At 72.7% G+C, this 20,797-nt stretch carries 17 protein-coding genes; 9 read left to right on the forward strand and 8 right to left on the reverse strand.

The window, feature by feature from the left end; all coding sequences use genetic code 11:
* Positions 1-187: 187 nt before the first annotated feature.
* On the reverse strand, positions 188-703 hold the full coding sequence (locus NYZ98_RS15235) for a PH domain-containing protein (protein WP_262843424.1): 516 nt from the start codon (positions 701-703) through the stop codon (positions 188-190).
* Between the two features lie 259 nt (positions 704-962).
* On the opposite strand from NYZ98_RS15235, the gene NYZ98_RS15240 reads away from it, so the two are divergent.
* Positions 963-1,949 (forward strand): ATP-binding cassette domain-containing protein, encoded by a 987-nt coding sequence (locus NYZ98_RS15240; RefSeq protein ID WP_262843425.1) that lies wholly within the window; start codon positions 963-965, stop codon positions 1,947-1,949.
* Positions 1,946-2,758, forward strand: coding sequence for an ABC transporter permease (locus tag NYZ98_RS15245; protein ID WP_262843426.1), 813 nt, complete (start codon positions 1,946-1,948; stop codon positions 2,756-2,758). Before NYZ98_RS15240 ends, NYZ98_RS15245 begins: the two co-directional genes overlap by 4 nt.
* Before the next feature lie 28 nt (positions 2,759-2,786).
* On the opposite strand, the gene NYZ98_RS15250 is transcribed toward NYZ98_RS15245, so the two are convergent.
* Entirely contained in the window at positions 2,787-6,188 is a 3,402-nt protein-coding gene (locus NYZ98_RS15250) for an ATP-binding protein (RefSeq protein ID WP_262843427.1), read from the reverse strand.
* Between the two features lie 93 nt (positions 6,189-6,281).
* Here NYZ98_RS15250 and NYZ98_RS15255 point away from each other — a divergent pair, with 93 nt between their 5' ends.
* The 4 genes from NYZ98_RS15255 to NYZ98_RS15270 all read left to right on the forward strand — a co-directional run bounded on the left by NYZ98_RS15255 (position 6,282) and on the right by NYZ98_RS15270 (position 12,540).
* Entirely contained in the window at positions 6,282-6,860 is a 579-nt protein-coding gene (locus NYZ98_RS15255) for a YbhB/YbcL family Raf kinase inhibitor-like protein (RefSeq protein ID WP_262843428.1), read from the forward strand.
* Between the two features lie 183 nt (positions 6,861-7,043).
* On the forward strand, positions 7,044-9,035 hold the full coding sequence (locus NYZ98_RS15260) for a hypothetical protein (RefSeq protein WP_262843429.1): 1,992 nt from the start codon (positions 7,044-7,046) through the stop codon (positions 9,033-9,035).
* A 132-nt stretch (positions 9,036-9,167) separates the two neighbouring features.
* A complete protein-coding gene (locus NYZ98_RS15265; RefSeq protein ID WP_262843506.1) occupies positions 9,168-11,408 on the forward strand; it encodes a bifunctional SulP family inorganic anion transporter/carbonic anhydrase in 2,241 nt (746 codons plus the stop codon).
* A 118-nt stretch (positions 11,409-11,526) separates the two neighbouring features.
* Complete coding sequence (locus NYZ98_RS15270; protein WP_262843430.1) at positions 11,527-12,540, forward strand: NAD-dependent epimerase/dehydratase family protein; 1,014 nt, start codon at positions 11,527-11,529, stop codon at positions 12,538-12,540.
* Positions 12,541-12,671: 131 nt separating this feature from the next.
* Here NYZ98_RS15270 and NYZ98_RS15275 read toward each other — a convergent pair whose 3' ends face one another.
* Entirely contained in the window at positions 12,672-12,815 is a 144-nt protein-coding gene (locus tag NYZ98_RS15275) for a hypothetical protein (RefSeq protein WP_262843431.1), read from the reverse strand.
* Between the two features lie 64 nt (positions 12,816-12,879).
* Between NYZ98_RS15275 and pdxR the strand changes: the two genes are divergently transcribed.
* Entirely contained in the window at positions 12,880-14,286 is a 1,407-nt protein-coding gene (pdxR, locus tag NYZ98_RS15280; RefSeq protein ID WP_262843432.1) for a MocR-like pyridoxine biosynthesis transcription factor PdxR, read from the forward strand.
* A gap of 125 nt (positions 14,287-14,411) precedes the next feature.
* Positions 14,412-14,720, forward strand: coding sequence for a cell division protein SepF (locus NYZ98_RS15285; protein WP_262843433.1), 309 nt, complete (start codon positions 14,412-14,414; stop codon positions 14,718-14,720).
* Positions 14,721-14,744: 24 nt separating this feature from the next.
* On the opposite strand, the gene NYZ98_RS15290 is transcribed toward NYZ98_RS15285, so the two are convergent.
* Together NYZ98_RS15290 and NYZ98_RS15295 are read right to left on the reverse strand one after the other, a co-directional pair.
* Positions 14,745-15,317 carry a hypothetical protein gene (locus tag NYZ98_RS15290; protein ID WP_262843434.1) on the reverse strand — a complete coding sequence of 191 codons (573 nt, stop codon included), beginning with the start codon at positions 15,315-15,317 and terminating at the stop codon, positions 14,745-14,747.
* Between the two features lie 196 nt (positions 15,318-15,513).
* Positions 15,514-16,017 carry a hypothetical protein gene (locus tag NYZ98_RS15295; protein ID WP_262843435.1) on the reverse strand — a complete coding sequence of 168 codons (504 nt, stop codon included), beginning with the start codon at positions 16,015-16,017 and terminating at the stop codon, positions 15,514-15,516.
* Between the two features lie 150 nt (positions 16,018-16,167).
* On the opposite strand from NYZ98_RS15295, the gene NYZ98_RS15300 reads away from it, so the two are divergent.
* Positions 16,168-16,581 (forward strand): CoA-binding protein, encoded by a 414-nt coding sequence (locus NYZ98_RS15300; protein WP_262843436.1) that lies wholly within the window; start codon positions 16,168-16,170, stop codon positions 16,579-16,581.
* 135 nt (positions 16,582-16,716) lie between these two features.
* Here the strand turns inward: NYZ98_RS15300 and NYZ98_RS15305 are convergent, their stop codons facing one another.
* The 3 genes from NYZ98_RS15305 to NYZ98_RS15315 are packed head-to-tail and all read right to left on the reverse strand — an operon-like array spanning position 16,717 to position 20,628.
* On the reverse strand, positions 16,717-17,322 hold the full coding sequence (locus NYZ98_RS15305; protein ID WP_316249568.1) for a GNAT family N-acetyltransferase: 606 nt from the start codon (positions 17,320-17,322) through the stop codon (positions 16,717-16,719).
* Positions 17,323-17,377: 55 nt separating this feature from the next.
* Positions 17,378-19,111 (reverse strand): ABC transporter ATP-binding protein, encoded by a 1,734-nt coding sequence (locus NYZ98_RS15310; protein ID WP_262843437.1) that lies wholly within the window; start codon positions 19,109-19,111, stop codon positions 17,378-17,380.
* Positions 19,108-20,628, reverse strand: a complete 1,521-nt coding sequence (locus NYZ98_RS15315; RefSeq protein WP_262843438.1) for an ABC transporter transmembrane domain-containing protein — start codon at positions 20,626-20,628, stop codon at positions 19,108-19,110. Before NYZ98_RS15315 ends, NYZ98_RS15310 begins: the two co-directional genes overlap by 4 nt.
* Between the last annotated feature and the right edge of the window lie 169 nt (positions 20,629-20,797).

The following is a 20,797-nucleotide window of genomic DNA, read 5'->3' on the forward strand; positions in this document are numbered from 1 at the left end:
CCACCCCACGCCTCCGGCGCTTGCCCGGCATGGACGTCCGAGACCGGCGGAGCCCCCGGCCCGTACGGCCGGGGCGGCGAGAACGACACCGGCCGCCCGGATGGATCGTCCGAGGAGGGCTGATCCGGGGAGGGGGGCTTCGGCCCGTCGGGGGGTGTGGAGGGATCCGGGCGGTCGGCGGGGTCGGTCACGTCGCGTCGTCTCTGAGTTCGTGGGCGCGGTGGGCCAGATCCTCCGCGAGGCGGGCGGCGACGCCGACGTCCAGGCCCTTGATCGACGACGAGCCCGCGTACGACGCCGTGCGGATCTCCACGGTGGCGAGGCGCAGTATGCGCTCGAACCAGCCCTGTTCCTTGTCGACGGTCTGGATGCGGCTCACGGGGACGAAGACCCACTGGCGGCTGAACCACCCTGAGCGGGCGTAGACGACGTCCCCCGACAGCTCCCACCGATGGACGGCGTACCGCCACAGAGGCTCGATGACCACGAACGGGAGCTCCACCACGGCGAGCGCCACCGGCAGCCACCAGATGTGCTCGGACACCCACGACGGCAGCCACGACCAGCCGGAACCGTCGATCCAGGACGCGACCAGCACCGATCCGCCGACAAGCAGGGCGAAGCCGATCAGCGCCTCCAGCAGCCAGAGTGTGATCGCACGACGCGATACCCGGTGGGCGGGGTCACGCAGGGGAGCAGTCACGCCATCAGCCTAACGAGACCGGCGCCCACCGGCGGCACCCTGCCCATCCCCGCGCCCACAGCCACCCACCACACGAACCCCTTCCTCGCCTGATGTACGGGCCCTGTTCTTCCCCTGCTGTCAGCGGTTTGTCAGCGGCTGAGAGGCTTGCGCGGGGTCGGCTCAGGAAAATGTCAGTGCCGTAGAGCAGACTCTCCATCAGTCACTCGGACCGCGAGCCGAGCATGACCCCCAGCCCCACCACTGAGGAGTTGAAGCGATGCGATATGCGGTCCAGGCGGAAGGTCTGGTAAAGCACTACGGCGAGACACGTGCGCTGGACGGTGTGGATCTCGTCGTCCCCGAGGGGCGGCTGCTGGGAGTGCTCGGGCCGAACGGCGCGGGCAAGACGACCGCCGTGCGGATCCTGGCCACCCTGCTGCGGCCCGACGGGGGCCGGGCCACGGTGGGCGGCTTCGACGTCGCCAAGGACGCACACCGGGTGCGGTCGCTGATCGGCCTCACCGGGCAGTACGCCGCGGTCGACGAGACGCTGACCGGCGTTGAGAACCTCATGATGATCGGGCGGCTGCTGGGCCTTCCCCGTGTGGGAGCCAGGCAGCGGGCCGGTGAGCTGCTGGCCCGTTTCGATCTGACCGACGCCGGCGGCCGGGCCGCCAAGACCTACTCCGGTGGCATGCGCCGCCGGCTGGACCTCGCGGCGAGCCTGGTGGGACGGCCCCAGGTGCTGTTCCTCGACGAGCCCACCACGGGTCTGGACCCGCGCAGCCGCACCGACCTGTGGGACGTCGTGCGCGGCCTGATGGCCGACGGCGTCACGGTGCTGCTCACCACGCAGTACCTCCAGGAGGCCGATGAGCTGGCCGACGACATCGTGGTGTTCGACCACGGGCGGGTCATCGCCTCCGGCACCTCCGACGAGCTGAAGGCGACCACCGGCGCCCAGGTGCTCCAGGTCCGGCCGATGACCGCGGCCCATCTCGACCTCGTGGCCGACGTGATGACCGACGTCATCGGCACCCGGCCCGACCTGACCGGGGGCCAGGCCACGGTCAACATCAAGGACCTCACGATGGTCCCCGCGATCGTGCGGCGCCTCGACGACCTCGGGGTCGTCGCGGCCGAGCTGAGCCTGCGCAAGTCCAGCCTCGACGAGGTGTTCCTCGCCCTGACCGGTCATCGCGCCGAAGACGAGATCCCCGCCGATGAGGCCGAGCAGTCGCAGAAGGAGGAGGTGCCCGCATGACCACGCTCACGGAGTCCGCGCCGGCGATCAACATCCCGGTCCGCATCGGGCCGGCCACCGCCCTGCGCCACACCATGACGCTCGCCTGGCGCAGTCTGGTGCAGATCAAGCACAACCCGATGGAACTGCTCGACCTGTCGGTTCAGCCGATCATGTTCCTGGTGTTGTTCACCTACGTGTTCGGCGGGGCGATCGCCGGATCCACCGGTGACTACCTGCAGTTCTCGCTGCCGGGCCTGGTCGTGCAGAACATGCTGTTCGCCACGCTCACCACCGCGATCGGGCTGAGCACCGATATCACCAAGGGCGTGTTCGACCGGCTGCGCAGCCTGCCGATCGCCCGCTCCGCGCCGCTCGGGGGCCGCATCGTCGCCGACACGGTGAAGCAGGTGTGGGCCTTCGCCCTGTTCGTCGGTCTCGGCACCGTGCTCGGGTTCCGGGTCCACACCGGGGTCGCCGGGGTGGTCGGGGCGCTCGCGCTGCTGCTGGTGTTCGCGCTGGCCATGTCCTGGCTGTCGGTGCTCATCGGCCTGGTCGCCTCCGAGCCGGAGAAGGTGCAGATCATCGCCTTCTCGGTGATGATGCCGCTGACCTTCACCTCCAACGCCTTCGTCCCGACCAAGACGATGCCCGACTGGCTGCAGAAGTGGGTGGACGTCAACCCCGTCACCCACCTGGCCGACGCGGTCCGCGGCCTGCTCAGCGGGGGTCCGGTCGCCAGCCACGCGACGATCTCCCTGATCTGGGCCCTCGGCATCGCGCTGGTCTTCGCACCCCTGTCCCTGCGCGCCTTCCGCTCCCGCGGCTGACCTTCGCGGGGAGGGCGGCGCCGGTGTCCTAGGTGGGGGCCGGGGGGGTGTCCTCGGCCAGGAGGGCGAGGGGGAGGAGTTCGTGGCGGGGGAGGGAGCGGCCGTGCTCGAAGCTCCGGGCGTATTGTTCCGGGCCGAGCGCGGCCACGGTCGCGTCGGTGATGCGCACATGGTCGAACCCGACGACGTCGTCGATCCCCCGGATGTGGGCCGCCGCCCCCAGCAGCTCCGCCGCCTTCACGGCGTCGCCCTCACGGACGGTCAGGCCGGCGAGCGCGATGAGCATGAGCCCGAACGCGGCGCCGTCGTTGGTGTCCCACGCGAGGCTCAGCGCCTGGGTGTGCGCCTCGCGCGCCGCTCGCAGGTCGCCCTCCTGCTCGGCGAGCATCCCCACCGACGAGATCAGCAGGCCGCGGAACAGCCCCGGGGGGACCATCGGGTCCGACGCGAGGCGGATCGCCTCGTCGTAGTGACCTCTGGCGGCGGAGAACTTCCGCTCCTCCCGGGCGAAGTCGCCCAGCACGCTCAGCACCCCCGACTCGCCGAGCCGGTCCCCCGCCGCCCGGCAGATCTCCAGCGCCTGCGTCAGCACCGCGTCCGCGCCGGCGCGGTCTCCGGACGCGCTCATCGCCATGGCCAGGCGGGTGCGCATGTACGGCGTGTCCTCGGTGGTGCCGATCTGGTCGACCAGGGCCAGGGCCTCGTGGATGATCGAGATGGTGAGGGCGTTGTCCCCGCGGAGCGTGCTCAGTTCCGAGAGCGCCGCCATGGCCGTGCCGACGCCCCATCGGTCGCCCACGGATCGGAAGTGGCCGATGGCGGCGCCCACGTCCGCCTCGCCCTCGGCGAGCCGGCCGGCGCTGAAGTAGAAGTGCGCGCGCAGCAGGTGGGCGCTGGCGACCACCCACAGGTCGGGGTGGTCGAAGAGCTCGACCGCGAAGTGGTCCGGGTCGGTCACGCTGTCGAGGAAGAGCGCCAGCACCGGCTCGGCCAGCGAGACGATCGACGGCCAGGGCCGGGGGACGAACTCCCTGGCCAGGCGCACCGCCTTCTGCAACATGACGCGGGCCTCGCGCCACTGGTTGGTGCCGCCCGCCAGGAGGATGCCGCACACCGCGAGGGCGACCGCCGCGCGTTCCGGCTCGTCGTCCCCGATCAGGGCGACCACTTCGGCGGCCCGCTGCGCGCCCTCGGCCCGGCGGCCGGCCAGGAACCAGTACCACCCGAGCGCCCCGGCGAGCCGTGCCGCGATGTCCTGTTCCCGGGAGGCGATGGCCCAGCGCAGCGCGGCGGTCATGTTGTCGTGCTGGCCGGACAGGACCTCCAGCCATTCCACCTGGTCGGCGCGCCGCAGTTCCGGTTCGGCGGTCTCGGCGAGCGCCGTGAAGAACCGCGCGTGCGCGAGCCGTACGGGACGCTCCTCCCGCGACTCGGCCAGCCGTTCGGCGGCGTACGCCCTGATGGTCTCCAGCATCCGGTAACGCTCGTTCTCGCACACGACGAGGGACTTGTCGACGAGCCTGGCGAGCACGTCGAGCACATCCTCCTTCGGCAACCCCCCCTCAAGCCTTACCGGGGGCCGTCCGCCCTCCCCCGCCGACCCGGTACGGCCGCCCTCCTCCGCCGGCCCGGCGCCGCCGCCCTCCCCCGGCGGCCCAGCACTCATCGCCCCGGGCATCTCGGGCGACCCTGCCGGTTCCCGGTACGGGGGGTCGTCGGAGCAGATCGTCTCGACGGCTTCGAGGGTGGCGCCGCCCGCGAAGGCGGCGAGCCGGCGCGTGAGCACCCGCTCCCGGTCGTCCAGCAGGTCCCAGCTCCATTCGACCACCGCACGCAGCGTCTGGTGGCGCGGCAGCGCCGTACGGCTCCCGCCGGTCAGCAACCGGAACCGGTCGTCCAGCCGGTCGGCGATCTGCCCGGCGGACAGCGAGCGCAGCCGAGCGGCGGCCAGCTCGATCGCCAGGGGCATGCCGTCGAGCTCACGGCAGATGCGGGCCACCGCCTGGGCGTCCCCGTCCACGACATAGCCGGGGCGGACGGTGGCGGCGCGGTCGGCGAACAGGTCCTGGGCGTGCTCCTGGTCGAGCGGTTGCACCGGCCACAGCAGCTCACCGGTGAGACCGAGGGGTTCGCGGCTGGTCGCGAGGATGCGTACATCAGGGCATTCCGCCAGGATCCGGTCGACCAGCCGGGCGACGCCGTCGAGCAGGTGCTCGCAGTTGTCGAGGATGATCAGCTGCTGCCGGGACGCGAGCCCTTCCACGAGCCTGGCGGTCAGGTCGATGGCGTCGGTGGGCGGGACATCCGGGGTCCCGGCGCCCCCCGAACCGGGGGTCCGGGCGGTCACGCGCCGGGTGTCGCGCATGCCGAGCGCGGCGAGCACCGCCTGCGGCACGCCCTCGGGATCGCGGATCGGTGCCAGCTCCGCCAGCCAGACGCCGTCGGGCATCCGGTCGGCCAGCGCCTCGCCGGACTCGACGGCCAGCCTCGTCTTCCCCGCGCCGCCGGGGCCGAGCATCGTGACCAGGCGCTGGCTCGCCAGCAGCGTCCCCGCGCGCTCGACGTCCTTCTCCCGGCCGACGAAACTGGTGAACCGGGCGCGCAGGTTCCCCTTCTTCCGCTCCGGCCCCCCCACCACGGCCGCCCCTGACACTCCGCCGTCCCCGGCGTGCGGGGACGTGCCGCGGAGGAGGGAGAGGTGGAGGTCGGCGAGGACGGGTGAGGGGTCGGCGCCGAGAAGGTCGGCGAAGTCCGCACGCGCCGCCTGGTACGCGGCGAGCGCCTCCACCTGCCGCCCCGAACCGTACAGAGCACGCATGAGCTGCCCGCGCAGCCGTTCGCTGAGCGGGTGGGCGGCGATCAGCGGCCCGAGCTCGCCGACGACCTCGGCGTACCGCCCGAGCAGCAGGTCGGCGTCGATCCGGTCCTCGACGGCGGCCAGCCGGAGCCCGTCGAGCCGGGTGATCTCCGCGACGGCGGCGTCGAACGAGCCGAGATCGGCCAGCGCCGGTCCCCGCCACAGCGCCAGCGCCTCACGCAGCAGCCGCGCGGCCTCGTCCGCGTCCCCACGCGCCAGGGCCGTACGCCCATCGTCGGCGAGGCGGGCGAACCGGTGGGCGTCCACTTGATCCGGAGATATAACCAACCGGTAACCTGACGGCTCGGCGGCCACCAGACCGCGCCCCAGAGTGCCCCGGAGACGGGAGACCAGAGCCTGCAACGCGTTGCCGACACCGTTCGGCGGGCCGGCCTCCCAGACCCCCTCGACGAGGGTGCCGAACGGGACCGTGCGCCCCGGGTTGAGCAGCAGTAACGTGAGCAGAGCTCGTAGCCGCCGGCCTCCGACGTCGAGCCGCCTGCCGTCGTGGTGGACCTCCAGCGGGCCGAGCACGCCGAAGCTGACGCGCGTGTCCGACTTCGCCCCGTCCATGCCTTGATTGTGGCCGATACGGGGGCTTCCCGGCGCCGCCCATTCGGGCGATGGGGTCAGCGCACCCTCCAGATCCGCGTAGCATCAGCGGGCATGGGGCAGCCGAGAAAATCCGTGCGCGCTGGGCGCACGGGACTCAGCGGGCGTACGGCCGTGGTCGCGATGATCTTCGCGCTGGGGTCGGCGGGCTGCGGGATCGTGGGAGGCGGATCACCGGCCGACAGGCCGCTGGACGGGCTCAGCGTCTCCAGTCCCCGGTTCCGCGACGAGGCCCCTCTCCCGGCCGACTACACCTGCACGGGTAAGGTCGGGAACCCGCCGCTGCGGTGGTCGGGCGTGCCCCAGAAGGAGACCAAGTCGATCGCCCTCGTGGTCGACGCCAACAACGCGCAGGGAGCGGCGGAGGTGCACTGGGTGCTGTTCAACATCGACCCGCTCACCACCGAACTCGCCCAGAACAGCGTCCCGAGAGGCGCCCTGCAGGGCCTGACGTCGAGCGGCAAGGTGGGCTACACGCCCCCGTGCCGCCCTGATGACACCTATCGTTTCAGTGTCTACGCGCTCGACTCGAAGCTCACCCTCAAGCAAGGCGCCGTCCTGCGCCAGACGCTTGAGGACATCGCCCAGCACACCGTCGCCCGAGGACGTCTCTCGGCGGCTCACATCGAGTGACATGCTGAGCACTGGAGGTAGTTGTGGATACCAGATCTTCTCGTAGGGTGTGACAACGGTCATAGTGGTCGGACAGAATCAGATGCAATCCCGGAGCGCAGGTGGTCAACGGGGGCAGATCGCGTCGATGGCCGCGCGATCTCACCAGCGCCACTGGAAGGCCATGGCCATGAAGGTGGTGCAATGATCGCGGTCATTTTCGGCCTCGTAGCCGTGGTGCTCCTCGTCCTGGTGGTCGTGGCACTCGGCATGCGGTCGATGAACCGCCGGGAGAGCAACCTGCCTCCTGAGCGGCTGCGGAAGATGGCCGAGCAGGCGGACGACCCCAACGCCAAGCGTCCGGGACGTCCCGCCGAAGAAACGTTCTTCGAGAGCTTTCCCGAGGGCTTCGACGCCTTCCAGGAGCCCGAGCGGGCTGTCGCGCGCCTGCGTTCGGGCGCCAACAGGCCGGCGTCCCGTCCCGCGGGGCGGCCCGGCGGCCGTCCGGCCCCCCGTGGCAAACAGGCCGCCTCCTCGCGCGGCCGCCGCGGCGTCGACGAGTGGGGCGACGCCGACGACTACGACGACGACTACTGGAGCCGCGTCCGCGCCGACGACGGCGCCTTCGGGGGCACCATCGCGGCGCGCATGGGCGCGAGCCGCCCGGACGTGGCCTCACCGTCCGCCGCCGCGACCCCCAAGCCCACCCCTCCGAAGGAGCGGGAGGAGTTCGACGCGAACGCCACCACCGTGCAGGCGCCCCTTCCCGCCCGGCCGGCCGGCCTCGCCGACCTGGTGGAACCCGCCCGCAACACCGCCGCGTCCGACCGCACCGTCACCTTCCCCGCCCCCGTCCCGCAGGCGTCCGCCGCCGAGGTCCTCGGCGCGATCGGCGCCACGCAGGCGTCCGCGCGCACCCGCCGAGGCTCGCGGCCCGACCCCGCCGACCCGCTGGGCGTCGCCGACGCCGCACGCGCCAAGGCCGACGCCGCCGCGCGCGCCAAGCCCCGGCGCCGTCCCGACGCGGGCGGCGACCCCGGCCGCACCAACCCCGGACGCGGCGCCGACGCCCGCCGCACCGACGCCCGCCGCACCGCACCCGGCCGCGACGCCGGGCGCCCGGAGCCGGGACGCGCGCCGGGAAGGCCCGAACCGGTCCGCGCCGACTCCGGCCCCACGGGCCCGTTCGCGACCGGCCGCCCCGGCACCGGCCCGCACACCGCCACGGGTCCCTTCCCGGCCGACCCGCTGTCCGGCGGTCCCATGACCACCGGCCCCCTGCCCGGGGGCCCTCTCGCGGGCGGCGGCCTGTCCAGGGGCTCGTTCGCGGCCGATCCGCTGTCCAGCGGCCCGCTCTCCGGTGGCGCCGCCTCCCCCGGCCAGTCCCGTAACCCCGCCGGCGCCTCCCGCCCCGGTGGCCTGTCCGGCGGACCCCGGCCGCCGGAGGCCCCCCGCCCGTCGGGCGGCGGCGCGTTCGACGCGGGCCGTTCCTCGACCGGCTCCTACGAGACCCCCCGCGCGGGCGACCCCCGCGGCGGTTCCTTCCCGGCCGCCCCGACCTACGACCCGATCGGCTCCGGCGCGGCCAACGCGGCGACCGGCGAGTTCCCCTCCGCGGGGTCCTGGCCGTCCCAGCCGGCCTACCAGGCCACCGGCTCCTACGACATCCTCGACGGGCCGGCCGTCCCCGCGGCCTCCGCGTCCAACGAGACGTGGAAGTCGGCGGACTACCAGCTCCCCACCTACGAGCCCGGGTACGCCCCCCGCGAGGGCTACACCCCCGAACCGCCCTACACCCCGGCGCCGTCCGCGCCCTCCTACGAGGTGCGCCCGGGGTGGGCGACGATCGACGACTCCGACGGGGCGACCCCTCCGTCCGGCCGCGCGGTCTCCGCGTTCGAGCCGAACGGCGGGCGCGACCTGCCGCCCCCTCCGGGGAGCGACGACTCGCTGCCCGGGGCCGGCCAGGGCTTCGGCTACGAGGCCGACCGCTACTCCGCGTCCGGCCCCGCCTCGTCGTGGCCGCAGCCGAGGCAGAGCGCCGGCGGGAGCTGGCCGTCGTACGGCGAGCTGTACGGGAACAGCGCGAACGGCGGCCTCGGAGCCGACCAGTCCACCCAGTCGTCGCAGGCGTCGCCGTCGCGCGGCGGCCACCGCCGACCGGCGGAGACCGACTATCCCGACTACTACCGCTGATCGGACAGGCTTCCCCCGGCGTGGGTAAAACGCGGCGGCCAACTCCCCATCAGGACGGCCGCCGCGACATAGGGTCGCCTCATGACAGGGGACACGAAGAGTAGCCGGGACTGGACCCAGCGTATTGCCTTGGTGGCCCGTCACGACCTTCCAGCGTCCCTGGTCGTCTTCCTTGTGGCGATCCCCCTCTCGCTCGGCATCGCCGTGACCTGCGGAGCGCCGCTGATCGCGGGCCTGGTCGCCGCGGTCGTCGGCGGCCTGGTGGCCGGGGCGCTCGGCGGGTCGGCCGTCCAGGTCAGCGGCCCCGCGGCCGGTCTGGCCCTGGTGGTGGCCGAGCTGGTGCGCACCTACGGCTGGCGCGCAACGTGCATGATCACCCTGTTCGCCGGGGTGCTGCAGATCGTGCTCGGCAGGTTCAAGGTGGCGAGGACCGCGCTCGCCGTCTCCCCCGCGGTGGTGCACGGCATGCTCGCGGGCGTCGGCGTGGTGATCGCCCTGTCCCAGCTCCACGTGGTGCTCGGCGGGCAGCCGGAGCGGTCCGCCCTGGAGAACCTCATCCAGCTGCCCGACCAGATCGTGCACAACCACAGCCACGCGGTCGCGGTCGGCGTGCTGACCATCGGGATGCTGCTGCTGTGGCCGCGCCTGCCGCGCGTGAGCGTCGTCCCGGCCCCGCTCGCCGCGCTGACCGTCGCGGCGCTGACGGCGGGCGTCCTGAACTGGGACATCGCGCGGGCCGACCTGTCCAAGGGGTTCGACGAATGGGCCACTCCTGCCATGCCCGTCGGCGACTGGCACGGCATCGCGGGCGCCGTCCTGCTGGTCGCGCTGCTCGCCGGGGTCGAGTCGCTGCTGTGCTCGGTGGCGGCCGACCGGCTGCACGAGGGCCCGCGCGCCGACCTCGACCGCGAGCTGACCGGCCAGGGCGTGGCGAACCTGGTGTCGGGCGCCCTCGGCGGCCTCCCCGTGGCCGGTGTGATCGTCCGTACGACGACCAACGTCAAGGCCGGGGCGCGCAGCCGGTGGTCGGCGATCCTGCACGGCGTGTGGGTGCTGCTGTTCGCCGTCTGCTTCGGCTGGATGGTCACGCTCATCCCCCTTGAGGCGCTGGCCGCCCTGCTGGTCTTCATCGGCGTCCGGATGGTCAACCTCGGCACCGTGCGCGGCCTGCACGGGCACGGCGAGCTTCCGGTGTACGTCCTGACGATGGGCGCCGTCGTCGTGATCGGCCTGGCCGAGGGGGTGCTGATCGGTCTCGGGCTGGCCGCGCTGTCCGCCTTGCGCCGCCTCACGCGAGTGTCGGTCCAGGTACGCCTGGAGCCCGGGGACCGGTGGCACGTGCTGGTGACCGGTTCGCTCACCTTCGTCGGGGTGCCGAAGCTCACCGGCAACCTGCGGGCCATCCCCGAGGGCGCCACGGTCGACCTCGACCTCAACGTCGACTTCATGGACAACGCCGCCTTCGAGGCCCTGCACGGCTGGCGGCTGGAGCACGAACGGGCCGGCGGGACGATCGTCATCGACGAGATCCACGCCGAGTGGTACACCTCGGCCGCGAGCGGCACCCGGGTGTCGTCGGCCAAGACGCCGCCGCAGCTCCCCGAGCGCTGGTGGCTCCCCCGGGCGTACCGGCGGGGGAACCCGCTGTCCACCATCCCGATCCGCCACAAGGGCCGCTGGGTGCCCTCCCGGGCCGAGCCAGGCGACACCGCGGGCCCCACCCCCGGCACGCAGCCGGGGGGCGTACCCGACCTGCTGGCGGGCACGGCCGACTTCCAGCGGCGCACCGCCCCGCTGGTCCGGCCGTTCCTCACCCGCATGGCCCGCAGGCAGGAGACCTCCCACCTGTTCATCACCTGCGCCGACTCGCGGGTGGTGCCCAGCCTGATCACCGCGAGCGGGCCTGGCGACCTGTTCACGGTGCGCAACGTCGGCAACTTCGTGCCGAGGTACGGCGCGTCCCCCGCCGACGACTCGGTGCTCGCGGCCGTCGAGCACGCCATCAGCGTCCTCGGGGTGCGGACCATCACCGTCTGCGGCCACTCCCGGTGCGGGGCGATGGCGGCCGTGCTCAGCGCCGGGGAGAAGACCGCGGGCCTGCCCGGGCTGGGGCGGTGGCTGCGGCACGGCGACCACACGCTCGCGCGCTACATCCGTTCCGAGGACACCGGCGAGGACGAGGGCCCGTTCGACCGGCTGTGCCGGATCAACGTGATGCAGCAGCTCGACAACCTGCGCACGCACCCGCCGGTGGCCCGCCTGGAACGCGCGGGACGGTTGCAACTGGTGGGCATGTACTTCGACATCGGGGCGGCGCGCGTGCACGTCCTCAGCCGCGAGGGCTTCACACCGGTGGCGGGCGTCCGCTCGTAGCGCGCATGGTGGAGGACGCGCTCGTGAATGGGCGCCGACCGCCGGACGTCCGCTCGTAGCGGATTCGCTGACCGTGAAAGCCCGGGCCCGCCCCTGCCCACGGGTCGAGAGTGGGGCCATGAGAATTCTGGTGCTCGGTGGTTCGGTGTTCCTCGGCCGCGCCGTCGTGGAGGAGGCCCTGCGGCAGGGGCACGACGTCACGACGTTCAACCGGGGCAGGTCCGGGGAGGACCTGCCCGGGGTGACGGCCGTCCGCGGTGACCGCGAGGTCCCCGAGGACCTGGCGGCGCTCGCGGCGGGCGGCGAGTGGGACGCCGTCGTCGACCTGTGCGGTTTCACCCCCAAGGTGGTCGCCGCGTCCGCTCGCGCCCTGTCGGGGCGCGCCGCGACGTACGCGTACGTCTCGTCCATCTCGGCCGTCTCCACCTGGCCGGCCGAGCGCGTCGACGAGTCCGCGCCCCTGTGGGAGTGCTCCCCCGACGCGGGCCCGGAGGACGGCGACTACGGGGTGCTGAAGGCCGGCTGCGAGCGGGCCGTCGAGCGGTACTTCGACGGCGAGGCGCTGAACCTGCAGCCGGGGCTGATCCTCGGCCCGTGGGAGAACGTCGGCCGGCTGCCGTCGTGGCTGCGGCGCGTCTCGCGGGGCGGCCGGGTCCTGGCACCCGGCGACCCGGACCGGCCGATGCAGCTCATCGACGCCCGTGACATCGCGGCCTTCACCGTCGACCTGGCGGCCAAGGGGACCGGCGGCCGCTTCCTGCTCACCGGCCCCGCCGGGAACACCACCTTCGGCCGGTGGCTGGCCGACATGATCGAGGTCACCGGCGCCGACACCGAACTGGTGTGGGTGGAGGACCGGTTCCTGCTCGACCGCGACGTCGAGCCGTGGACCGAGCTGCCCCTGTGGGTGCCCTCCGCCCCCGACTCGGAGGGCACCTGGAACGTGTCGGTGGCGAAGGCCGAGGCCGCCGGCCTGCGGTGCCGCCCGGTCGCCGAGACCGTGCGCGACACCTGGGACTGGTACAAGGACCGCGATCACGATGCCCTGGCACGACGCCTGCCCAGCTGGGGGCGGCACGGCATCGCGCCGGACAAGGAGGCGGAGATCCTCGCCGCGTGGGACGCCCGCTGACGGCACCGCGACGCCCGTCACTACCGCCGGACCGGCCCGGCGGCGGAGATCCTCGCCGTTGGGACGCCCGCTGACGCGCCTTCCTGGGCACCCACCTCGCGGAGAAGGCCGGGTGTCACGGAGGCGCCCGGTCAGCGGGCCGCGCGTCTGCGTTCCGCGCGCCTGCGTTCGGGACCGGGCTCCTCGCGGGGGGCGTCGTGCCGGCTTTCCCTGACGGGTTCACCCAGGCCCAGGATGGCGTGGGTGAGCCCGATGGCGATGGCCAGATGTCTCATGTCGATCACTCCTTTTCGCCTCCGACGCTACCGATCGACTGGCATAGACCTATAGTCCACTTGTATGGCAGATGAGTGGTCCAGTTGTGGTCTCGACCTCCTCATGGCGATGGATCCCGGCAAGGGGGTGCGCGCCGGGCTGGAGCACGCCCTTCGTGAGGCCGTGCGGTCGGGGCAGTTGCCGCCCGGCACCCGCCTGCCCTCGACGCGGGTCCTGGCGGCCGACCTCGACGTGGCCAGGGGCTCGGTGAGCCAGGCGTACGACCAGCTCGTGGCCGAGGGCTACCTGATGGCGCGCCCGGGCTCGGGCACCACGGTGGCCCCCCGCCCCGAACGGCCGGCGGCGCCGTCGTCCGACCCGTGGGCGGGCGCCCCGGCCCCCTCGCTCGACCTGCGCCCCGGCCTGCCCGACCTGTCGTCGTTCCCCCGCGCGACCTGGCTGGGCGCGGTGCGGCGGGTCCTGCGGTCCGCGCCGCACACCGACCTCGGGTACGGGGACTGGCGCGGCCACATCCTGCTGAGGCGCGCCCTGGCGGAGTACCTCGGGCGGGCGCGCGGCGTCGTCACCACCCCCGAGCAGATCATGGTCTTCGCGGGCTACTCCCAGGCGCTGGCCATGCTCTGCGGCGCGCTGCGGAGGCTCGGCGGCACGACCGTCGCCTTCGAGGACCCCTCCCATCCGGGCTACCTGGCGAGCGCGCGCGACGCCGGGCTCGCCGTCGGCACCGTCCCGGTGGACGGCGACGGGCTGGACGTGAGCCGGGTGGACCCCGCCGCCGAGACCGTCGTGGTGACCCCCGCCCACCAGTACCCGCTCGGGGTCACGCTGAGCTCCCGCCGGCGCATCGACCTGGTGGGCTGGGCCTGCGACACCGGCGGCACGATCGTCGAGGACGACTACGACGGCGAGTTCCGCTACGACCGCCAGCCCGTCGGCGCGCTCCAGGGCCTGGCCCCCGGGCAGACCGTCTACGCGGGCACGGCGAGCAAGACGCTGGCGCCGGGCCTGCGCATCGCGTGGCTCGCGGGCCCCCCGAACCTCGTCGGCCCGGTCAGCGACACGCGGGCCTGCGAGGACCCGCACGTGTCGGTCCTTGAGCAGCTCGTCCTCGCCGACCTCATCGGCAGCGGGGAGTACGACCGGCACATCCGGCGGAGCCGGGGCCACTACCGCCGCCGCCGCGACAAGCTGGCCGCCGCCCTGGGCACGGTGCCCGGCATCCGCCTGCGCGGCGTCGCGGCCGGGATGCACGTGGTGGCAGAGCTGCCGCCCGGCCGGCACACCGAGGAGGAGGTCGTCGGGCACGTCGAGAGCAGGGGCGTCGCGGTGGAGGGGCTGTCGGGCTACCGGCACGCGGGCGCCGGCCCTCCCGGTCTCATCGTCGGGTACGGTACCCCTCTGGAGCACGCCTTCACGCCCGCGCTCACCACGTTCACCGCCGCGCTGGCGGACATATACGGACGTACCTGAGTAGCCCTGATGCCACTTTCGGACTAGTGCGCCAGAAGGGCGTTAGTCATGGTTACTGGCCCCCTTCGAGGGGTTTTGGACCGTACGCTCCCGACGGGTGATCTCTGGGTGTTAACGTCGGCGGCGTGGCAGACCCCGGGGGCACCAGACGTCCTGAAGAGCACGAGCACACGAGGACCCTGACGGGTCCTCCGCCGGACATGGCGCTGGTGAGGACGCTTCGCCCGCAGGGCTACGACGAGGTGCTCAACGTCGGGCACTTCTTCCGCAAGGGCCAGCCCGTGGTCATGGACCTCACCGGGCTGTCGGACGCGGACGCCAAGCCGCTCGTGGACTTCGCCGCCGGGCTCGTCTTCGGGCGCAGGGGCGGTATGGACCGCATCGCCCACAAGGTCTTCCTGCTCGTCCCGCAGGGTGTGGCCGCCGGCGCCTGACCCGCCCCGCGCGACCCGGCGAGTCTAGAGCGGCGGTGTGACGTCGACGAACGGGGTGCAGTTGGCGGGCCACGCGGTCGCGCCGGTCACCGTGCACCCCGTCTCCTTGACCACCCCGCCGTGCGTCCGCACGGTGACCTGCAGCACGTTCGGGGCGGTCGGCGACACCGACATGGCGACGTCGCTCACCTGCGCGGGGTAGTTCGAGACCGTCGAGATGTCGTGCCATGGCATGGCGCCCGCCGTCAGCGGGTCGCGGATCAGGGTCGTCCCGTTGGCCTGGACGACCGCGATGTACTTCTGGGGACCGAACAGGGTCACGGTCGGCAGGGCGATGGTCGAGCTGAGCCCGTCACCCAGGGCCCGGGGGCGTGGCGGTCCGGGCGGGCAGGTCTCACAGCATTTCCTCTTGCCGTACACCCTGTCGTCGTCGCAGGTCGGCTTGACGTGCGTGGTTGCGGGAAGGCGGCCGGCCCCGTGGGCCGCCTTATGCCCGGAGACATCCGGCCCCTCGACGCCGGCCCAGGCCATCACCGGGGACGTCAGCGCCACCACCCCGCCAGCGATCACCGCCAGCGCCCAAGCGCTTTTACCCATGACCGGGCATATTTCCCGAGAAATCACTCGATTTCCCCATATCGCTTGAATTCCCATGAAACGGCTTACCCAACACGGCCGGTACCGCGCCGTGACCAGGCAATACCCGCTCGACAAGGGGGTGACGCGGTATCAACGTAGGGATACCGAAAAGCGATCGACCCTGAATGACCTCATTCCCGGCACGGGTGGGATATCAACGCGCGCGGGTATGGATCGTGCTCCAATTCAGTTCCCAGGTCGCCCCGCCGTCCCAGGAGAACCGCTGCTCCCACCGGGCGCCGTCGGCGCCCAGGTCGTCCCAGTCCCATTTCACCCGGACGTCGTCACCGTTGATGACCTCGGCCCCGAAGAACTCCCCGTGCGCCCCGCTCCACCGGCCCTCCATGGGGTTGTCGTCGATCAGCCCCGGCTGCCGGGTGGAGATCCACCAGATCCGCCAGTTTCCGGTCCGCGGGTCGAACAGCCGCAGCGTCATGGCGTCGAGCGGCTCCCCGGACGGCGGCATCGCCGGCGCCACGAAGGGTTCGACGTTGCCCAGACCACCGAGGACCGGCTCGCAGTTCAGGCTCGACTCGAACTCCACCCAGGTCGTGCATTTCCGGTCGAGCACGTCGGCCAGCTTGCGATTGCGCGACTTCCAGCGCCCGTGGAAGAAGTCGAAATCATGTCGCCCATCGGCGTTCGCGTTCTCTGTCACGCCACGAACGCTAGGACCTCCCCACTGACACCTCATGTCAGCAGGATCAGTCCAATTCCCGCGTTACGCCCCGGCGTACCGGCCCCGAGGTTCGCCCGGGACGGTCGCGGGATCGGATGAACCAGAGTGGGCGCGGTGTTGTGGAATGGCATGGGAGATCGCTTCGCGGATCCGAACGTCATCACGCGACTGCTGGACGACTCGCGCACGTGGGCGTTCGTCGGGCTGACCGGCAACCCCGGGCGGACCGCCTACGACCAGGCCCGCCGGCTCCAGGGGCGCGGCAAGCGCATCGTGCCGGTGAACCCGGCGGCGTCCGAGGTCCTCGGTGAGCAGGGGTACGCGACCCTGGCCGAGGTCCCGGTCCCGGTGGACGTGGTGGGCGTCTACCGCAGGACGCGGGCGGCGGGGGCCGTGGTGGACGAGGCCGTCGCCGCCGGAGCGAGGGCCGTCTGGCTACCACTCGGCGTCGTCGACGAGGCCGCCGCCCAGCGGGCGCTGGACGCCGGCCTGGACGTGGTCATGAACCGCTGCCCCGCCATCGAATGGTCCCTACGTCACTGACCTACCTCACGCAGGCCCGGAACGGGCACCTCGCCGTCCAGCTTGGAGGTCCAGGGCAGGTGGTGGCCGGGCGGCAAGGCACCATACCTCATCGCGCTCAGCGGGGAGGCATGGGCTCAGTGGGCAGGCATGGGCTCAGTGGGCAGGCAGGGTGGGATGCGGGGATGCCGGGGAGACGCCGGCCATGTCGGCGGTGATGGCCCACCGCTCGTGGTCGCGCCAGGCGCCGTCGATGAACAGCAGGTCGGGCGAGAGCCCCTCCATGCGGAACCCGTACCGCTGGACGAGCTTGATGGAGTCCTTGTTCCCCGGCTGGATCTGCGCGTCCAGCCGGTGGAGCCGCAGCTCCTCGAAGGCGTACTTGATCAACAGTGCCATGGCCTCGGACATGTACCCCTGACCCACGGTGGGGGCGAAGGCCGCGTAGGCGATCGAGGCGTTCTGAAACCGCCCCCGGATGACGCTGTTGAGGTGCACCGCACCGGCGATGGCCCCGGTCTCCCGGACCCGGACCAGCAGGCATTCATCATCAGACCGGTCATACCGCCCGACGAGCGCCCGGAACCCCTCGACCGTGCCGGGCAGCGAGATCCACGGATGATGCAGATCAAGGCTCACCCGCACCAGCCCCAGATACTCCTCCTCATCACGCAAGGAGAGGGACCGCAAACTCACCCGCGAAGACCCCTCAGACGCACCACCAAAATCCACCCCAATCGCCGCCTGTCCACCTTCTTGCACCCCATCGTCCTGATTCACGCACGAAACTGTACCGCGAGCCCACGAGTCAGGATCATCAGGCGCTGGCACCACCCGAACCGTGCCACGACCTCCACAACGCCTCGTACACCCCGCCCGCCGCGACCAGCTCGTCATGGGATCCGACCTCCACCACCCGGCCGTTCTCCATGACCACCACCCGGTCGGCGTCGCGGGCCGTGTGCAGGCGGTGGGCGATCGCGATGACGGTCCGCCCCGCGAGGACGGCGGCGAGCGAGCGTTCGGCGCGCCTGGCCGTACGGGGGTCGAGCATGGCGGTGGCCTCGTCGAGGATGACGGTGTGCGGGTCGGCCAGGATGACCCTGGCCAGGGCCAGCTGCTGGACCCGGTCAGGACCGAGGGTGGCGCCGGACGACCGGGACCCCAGCTCGTCGTCGAGCGAGCCGATCCAGTCGGCGCCGACCGCCGCCAGCGCCTTGCCCAGGCGGTCGTCGCCGGCCGTCGGATCCGCCAGCAGCAGGTTGTCGCGGACGGTGCCGAGGAACAGGTGCTGTTCCTGGGTGACCAGGACGACGTGCTCGCGGAGCCGGGCGGGCGGAAGGTCGGCGACGGGCACCGAGCCGACGGTGACCGTGCCGAGGCGGGGGCGGTCGATGCCGGCCAGCAGCTTGCCCAGGGTGGACTTGCCGGCCCCCGAGGGTCCGACGACGGCCAGCCGCTCGCCGGGCCGTACGGTCAGATCGACGCCGGTCACCACGTCGTCGCCGCCTTCGTAGGCGAAGTGCACGCCGGACGCCTCGATGCGGTCGCCTCGCGGCGCCGCGTCGGCGGCCTCCTCCCGCGCCGGCGCCGCGAGACCCTCGATCCTGGCGAAGGAGGCACCGCTGCTCTGCAGTTGCTCCAGCCAGATCAGGATCGTCTCGATCGGCTGGCCAAGCCGGCGCAGGTACAGCACGCAGGTGACGACCGCGCCCAGCGTGACCTGGCCACGGTCCAGAAGCACCCCGCCGAGCAGCAGGACCAGCGCAGGCGGCAGTAGCGAGGAGACCTCCACCGAGGGCCAGAGCACGCTGCGCAGGAAGAGGGTCCGCAGCTGGGCGGCCCGGTTGCGCCCGACCACCCGTTCCGCCGCCCGCGTGCGCTTGGCCTGCAGGCCCAGGGCCTCGATGGTCCGGGCACCGGCGGCGTTGGCGGCAAGGTGCTCGGCCAGCTCCGAGCGGGCGGCGCCTTCCTCCAGGTAGGCGGGGCGGGCGCGGCGAAGGTACCAGCGGGAGGCGGCCACGATGCCGGCCGGCGCGAGCAGGCCGCAGGCGCCCAGGACCGGGTCGACCAGGAAGACGGCGACGATCAGGAAGAGCGCCTGCATGCTCGAGACGAGGATCGCGGGGGCGGCGTCGCGCAGGGTGCGGCCGACGACGGCCACGTCGATGGTCCCGCGGGCGGACAGGTCGCCGGTGCGGATGTGCTCGACCGTGGCGGCGGGCAGGGCCAGCACGCGGTCCAGGAGTTCGGCCCGGATGTGTTCCTGGACACGCTCGCTGAAGCGCGTGCCGATCTTCTCGGCGTACCTGGACAGGACCAGCTGGGCCAGCGCCGCGCCCACGGCGATCGCGGCGAGCAGGTCGACCGTGCCTCCGGCGCTGACGGAGTCGATGATGCGGCCCAGCAACCACGGGCTGACCAGCGCCGCGGCCGCCGCGAGGCCGTTGAGCAGCAGCGTCGCGATGAAGCCCGGCACGTCGCGCCTGACCAGGCGCAGGGCGGCCCGCCGTACCTGCCGGCGGCCGGCGACGGGCAGGTCGCGGTTCACGCGAGCACTGACCGGTAGGCGGGGGTGGACTCCATCAGCTCGCGGTGGGTGCCGGAGGCGGCCACCCGCCCGTCCTCGATGAACAGCACCTGGTCGGCCTGAGCCAGCAGCAGCGGCGAGGTGGCGGCCACGACCGTCGTACGGGAGGCGCGTGCCGTACGGAGCCGCCTCGCGAGCAGGGACTCGGTGTGCGCGTCCAGCGCGGAGGTGGGCTCCACGGCCAGCAGCACCTCGGGCTCCGCCAGCAGCGCCCGTGCCAGGCGCACGCGCTGACGCTGGCCGCCCGACAGGTTGCGGCCGCCGGGTTCGATCATCGAATCGAGCCCGTTGCGTAGCCCCGCGACCACGTCCTGCGCCGCGGCGGCGTACACGGCCCGGTGGACGGCCTCGTCGTCCGCCTCGCCACCGCCCTGGAGGACCTCGCGCAGCGTGCCCGCGAACAGGGCGGCGTCGTGGTCGGCGATCAGGGACGTGCCGTCGAACCCGCCCAGCCCTTCGAGCAGCGCCACGCTCTCCTCGGGCCGGGCGCTGACCAGCCCCACCAGGCTCCCCGGCGCGACCTCCGGCCCGGCGGGCCGGGGCCGCTCATCGGCGCGCAGCGCGAGGAAGCGGGTGACCTGGCGGGCGGCGACCAAGCCATGGCTGATCTGGAAGCTGCCCTCGATGAAGAACGAGACCGGCACCACCAGCACGGCGATGTACCCGTACACCCCGACCAGCTCGCCCACCGTGATCGCCCCCTCGGCGGCCAGCCGGGCGCCCAGCCAGGTGACGGCGGCCAGGAACAGGGCGGGCAGTCCGGCGCCCAGCGCGCCGATCCAGCTTGTCAGCGCCGCCACCCGGTAGCCCTGCTCGCGCAGGCTCGCCGAGTCGGCGCGGTACCGCTCGGCGTAGGTGCCCTTGCCGCCGAAGGCGTTGAGCACCCGCAGCCCCTCGATCAGGTCGACCAGGCGGGTGGTCAGCCTGCCCTGGCTCTCGCGGTAGCCGTTCTGCACCTTCATCAGCCGCCCGAGCAGCGGGCCGAGCAGGATCGCCAGCAGCGGCACACCCAGCAGCACCACCACGGCCAGCACCACGGAGACCCGCAGCAGCAGCGCCGCCACCACGCCGTAGCCGACCACCGCGCCCACGCCGGGGCCGGTCACCGTCAGCGAGGCGGCGATGGCGATGACGTCACCGATGCCGATCGTCACCACCTCACCCGCCGAGGCGCGCCGGTGCAGGTCGGCACCCAGCTTGTTGATCTGCTCGACCAGGGCACGCACAGTGCGGAAGTTGGCGTCCATCCGGATCTTGGTCATCGTCCGGTGCCGCACCATCGCCACCCAGGCATTGCCCAGACCCGCACCGAGCAGCGCCAGCACCCAGCCCGCCGCCAGATCGTCGTCGACCGCCCTGGACAACAGGTACGGCGGAAGCGTCAGGCCCACCATCCAAAGGGTCCCCATCGCCGCCCCCAACACGACCCGGCCCTTCTGCACCCAGGCCAGCCAGCACAGATACCGAACCGCCTCCATATCGATCACGCTAAAGCACGGCTTTACATCCCCTTTGCCCGCCCTGCAGCAACCGTTCGTATCGGCTGACCCAGGTGCTCGGTCCCACCTTGTAACGCTGCCCGGATGCGCTCGTGACGGCGACGTCATCATGGCCAACGATGACGAGCGCGCCTAGGGCTCCAACCTT

It is taken from the genome of Sphaerisporangium corydalis (genome assembly GCF_025506355.1).
In the GTDB taxonomy this organism is placed as follows: Bacteria; Actinomycetota; Actinomycetes; order Streptosporangiales; family Streptosporangiaceae; genus Sphaerisporangium; species Sphaerisporangium corydalis.

Coding starts and splice junctions, on each gene's coding strand:
- NYZ98_RS15240 (WP_262843425.1), top strand. CDS start 963: ATGCGATATGCGGTCCAGGCGGAAGGTCTGGTAAAGCACTACGGCGAG.
- NYZ98_RS15245 (WP_262843426.1), top strand. CDS start 1,946: ATGACCACGCTCACGGAGTCCGCGCCGGCGATCAACATCCCGGTCCGC.
- NYZ98_RS15250 (WP_262843427.1), bottom strand. CDS start 6,188: ATGGACGGGGCGAAGTCGGACACGCGCGTCAGCTTCGGCGTGCTCGGC.
- NYZ98_RS15255 (WP_262843428.1), top strand. CDS start 6,282: ATGGGGCAGCCGAGAAAATCCGTGCGCGCTGGGCGCACGGGACTCAGC.
- NYZ98_RS15260 (WP_262843429.1), top strand. CDS start 7,044: ATGATCGCGGTCATTTTCGGCCTCGTAGCCGTGGTGCTCCTCGTCCTG.
- NYZ98_RS15270 (WP_262843430.1), top strand. CDS start 11,527: ATGAGAATTCTGGTGCTCGGTGGTTCGGTGTTCCTCGGCCGCGCCGTC.
- NYZ98_RS15275 (WP_262843431.1), bottom strand. CDS start 12,815: ATGAGACATCTGGCCATCGCCATCGGGCTCACCCACGCCATCCTGGGC.
- pdxR (WP_262843432.1), top strand. CDS start 12,880: ATGGCAGATGAGTGGTCCAGTTGTGGTCTCGACCTCCTCATGGCGATG.
- NYZ98_RS15290 (WP_262843434.1), bottom strand. CDS start 15,317: ATGGGTAAAAGCGCTTGGGCGCTGGCGGTGATCGCTGGCGGGGTGGTG.
- NYZ98_RS15300 (WP_262843436.1), top strand. CDS start 16,168: ATGGGAGATCGCTTCGCGGATCCGAACGTCATCACGCGACTGCTGGAC.
- NYZ98_RS15315 (WP_262843438.1), bottom strand. CDS start 20,628: ATGGAGGCGGTTCGGTATCTGTGCTGGCTGGCCTGGGTGCAGAAGGGC.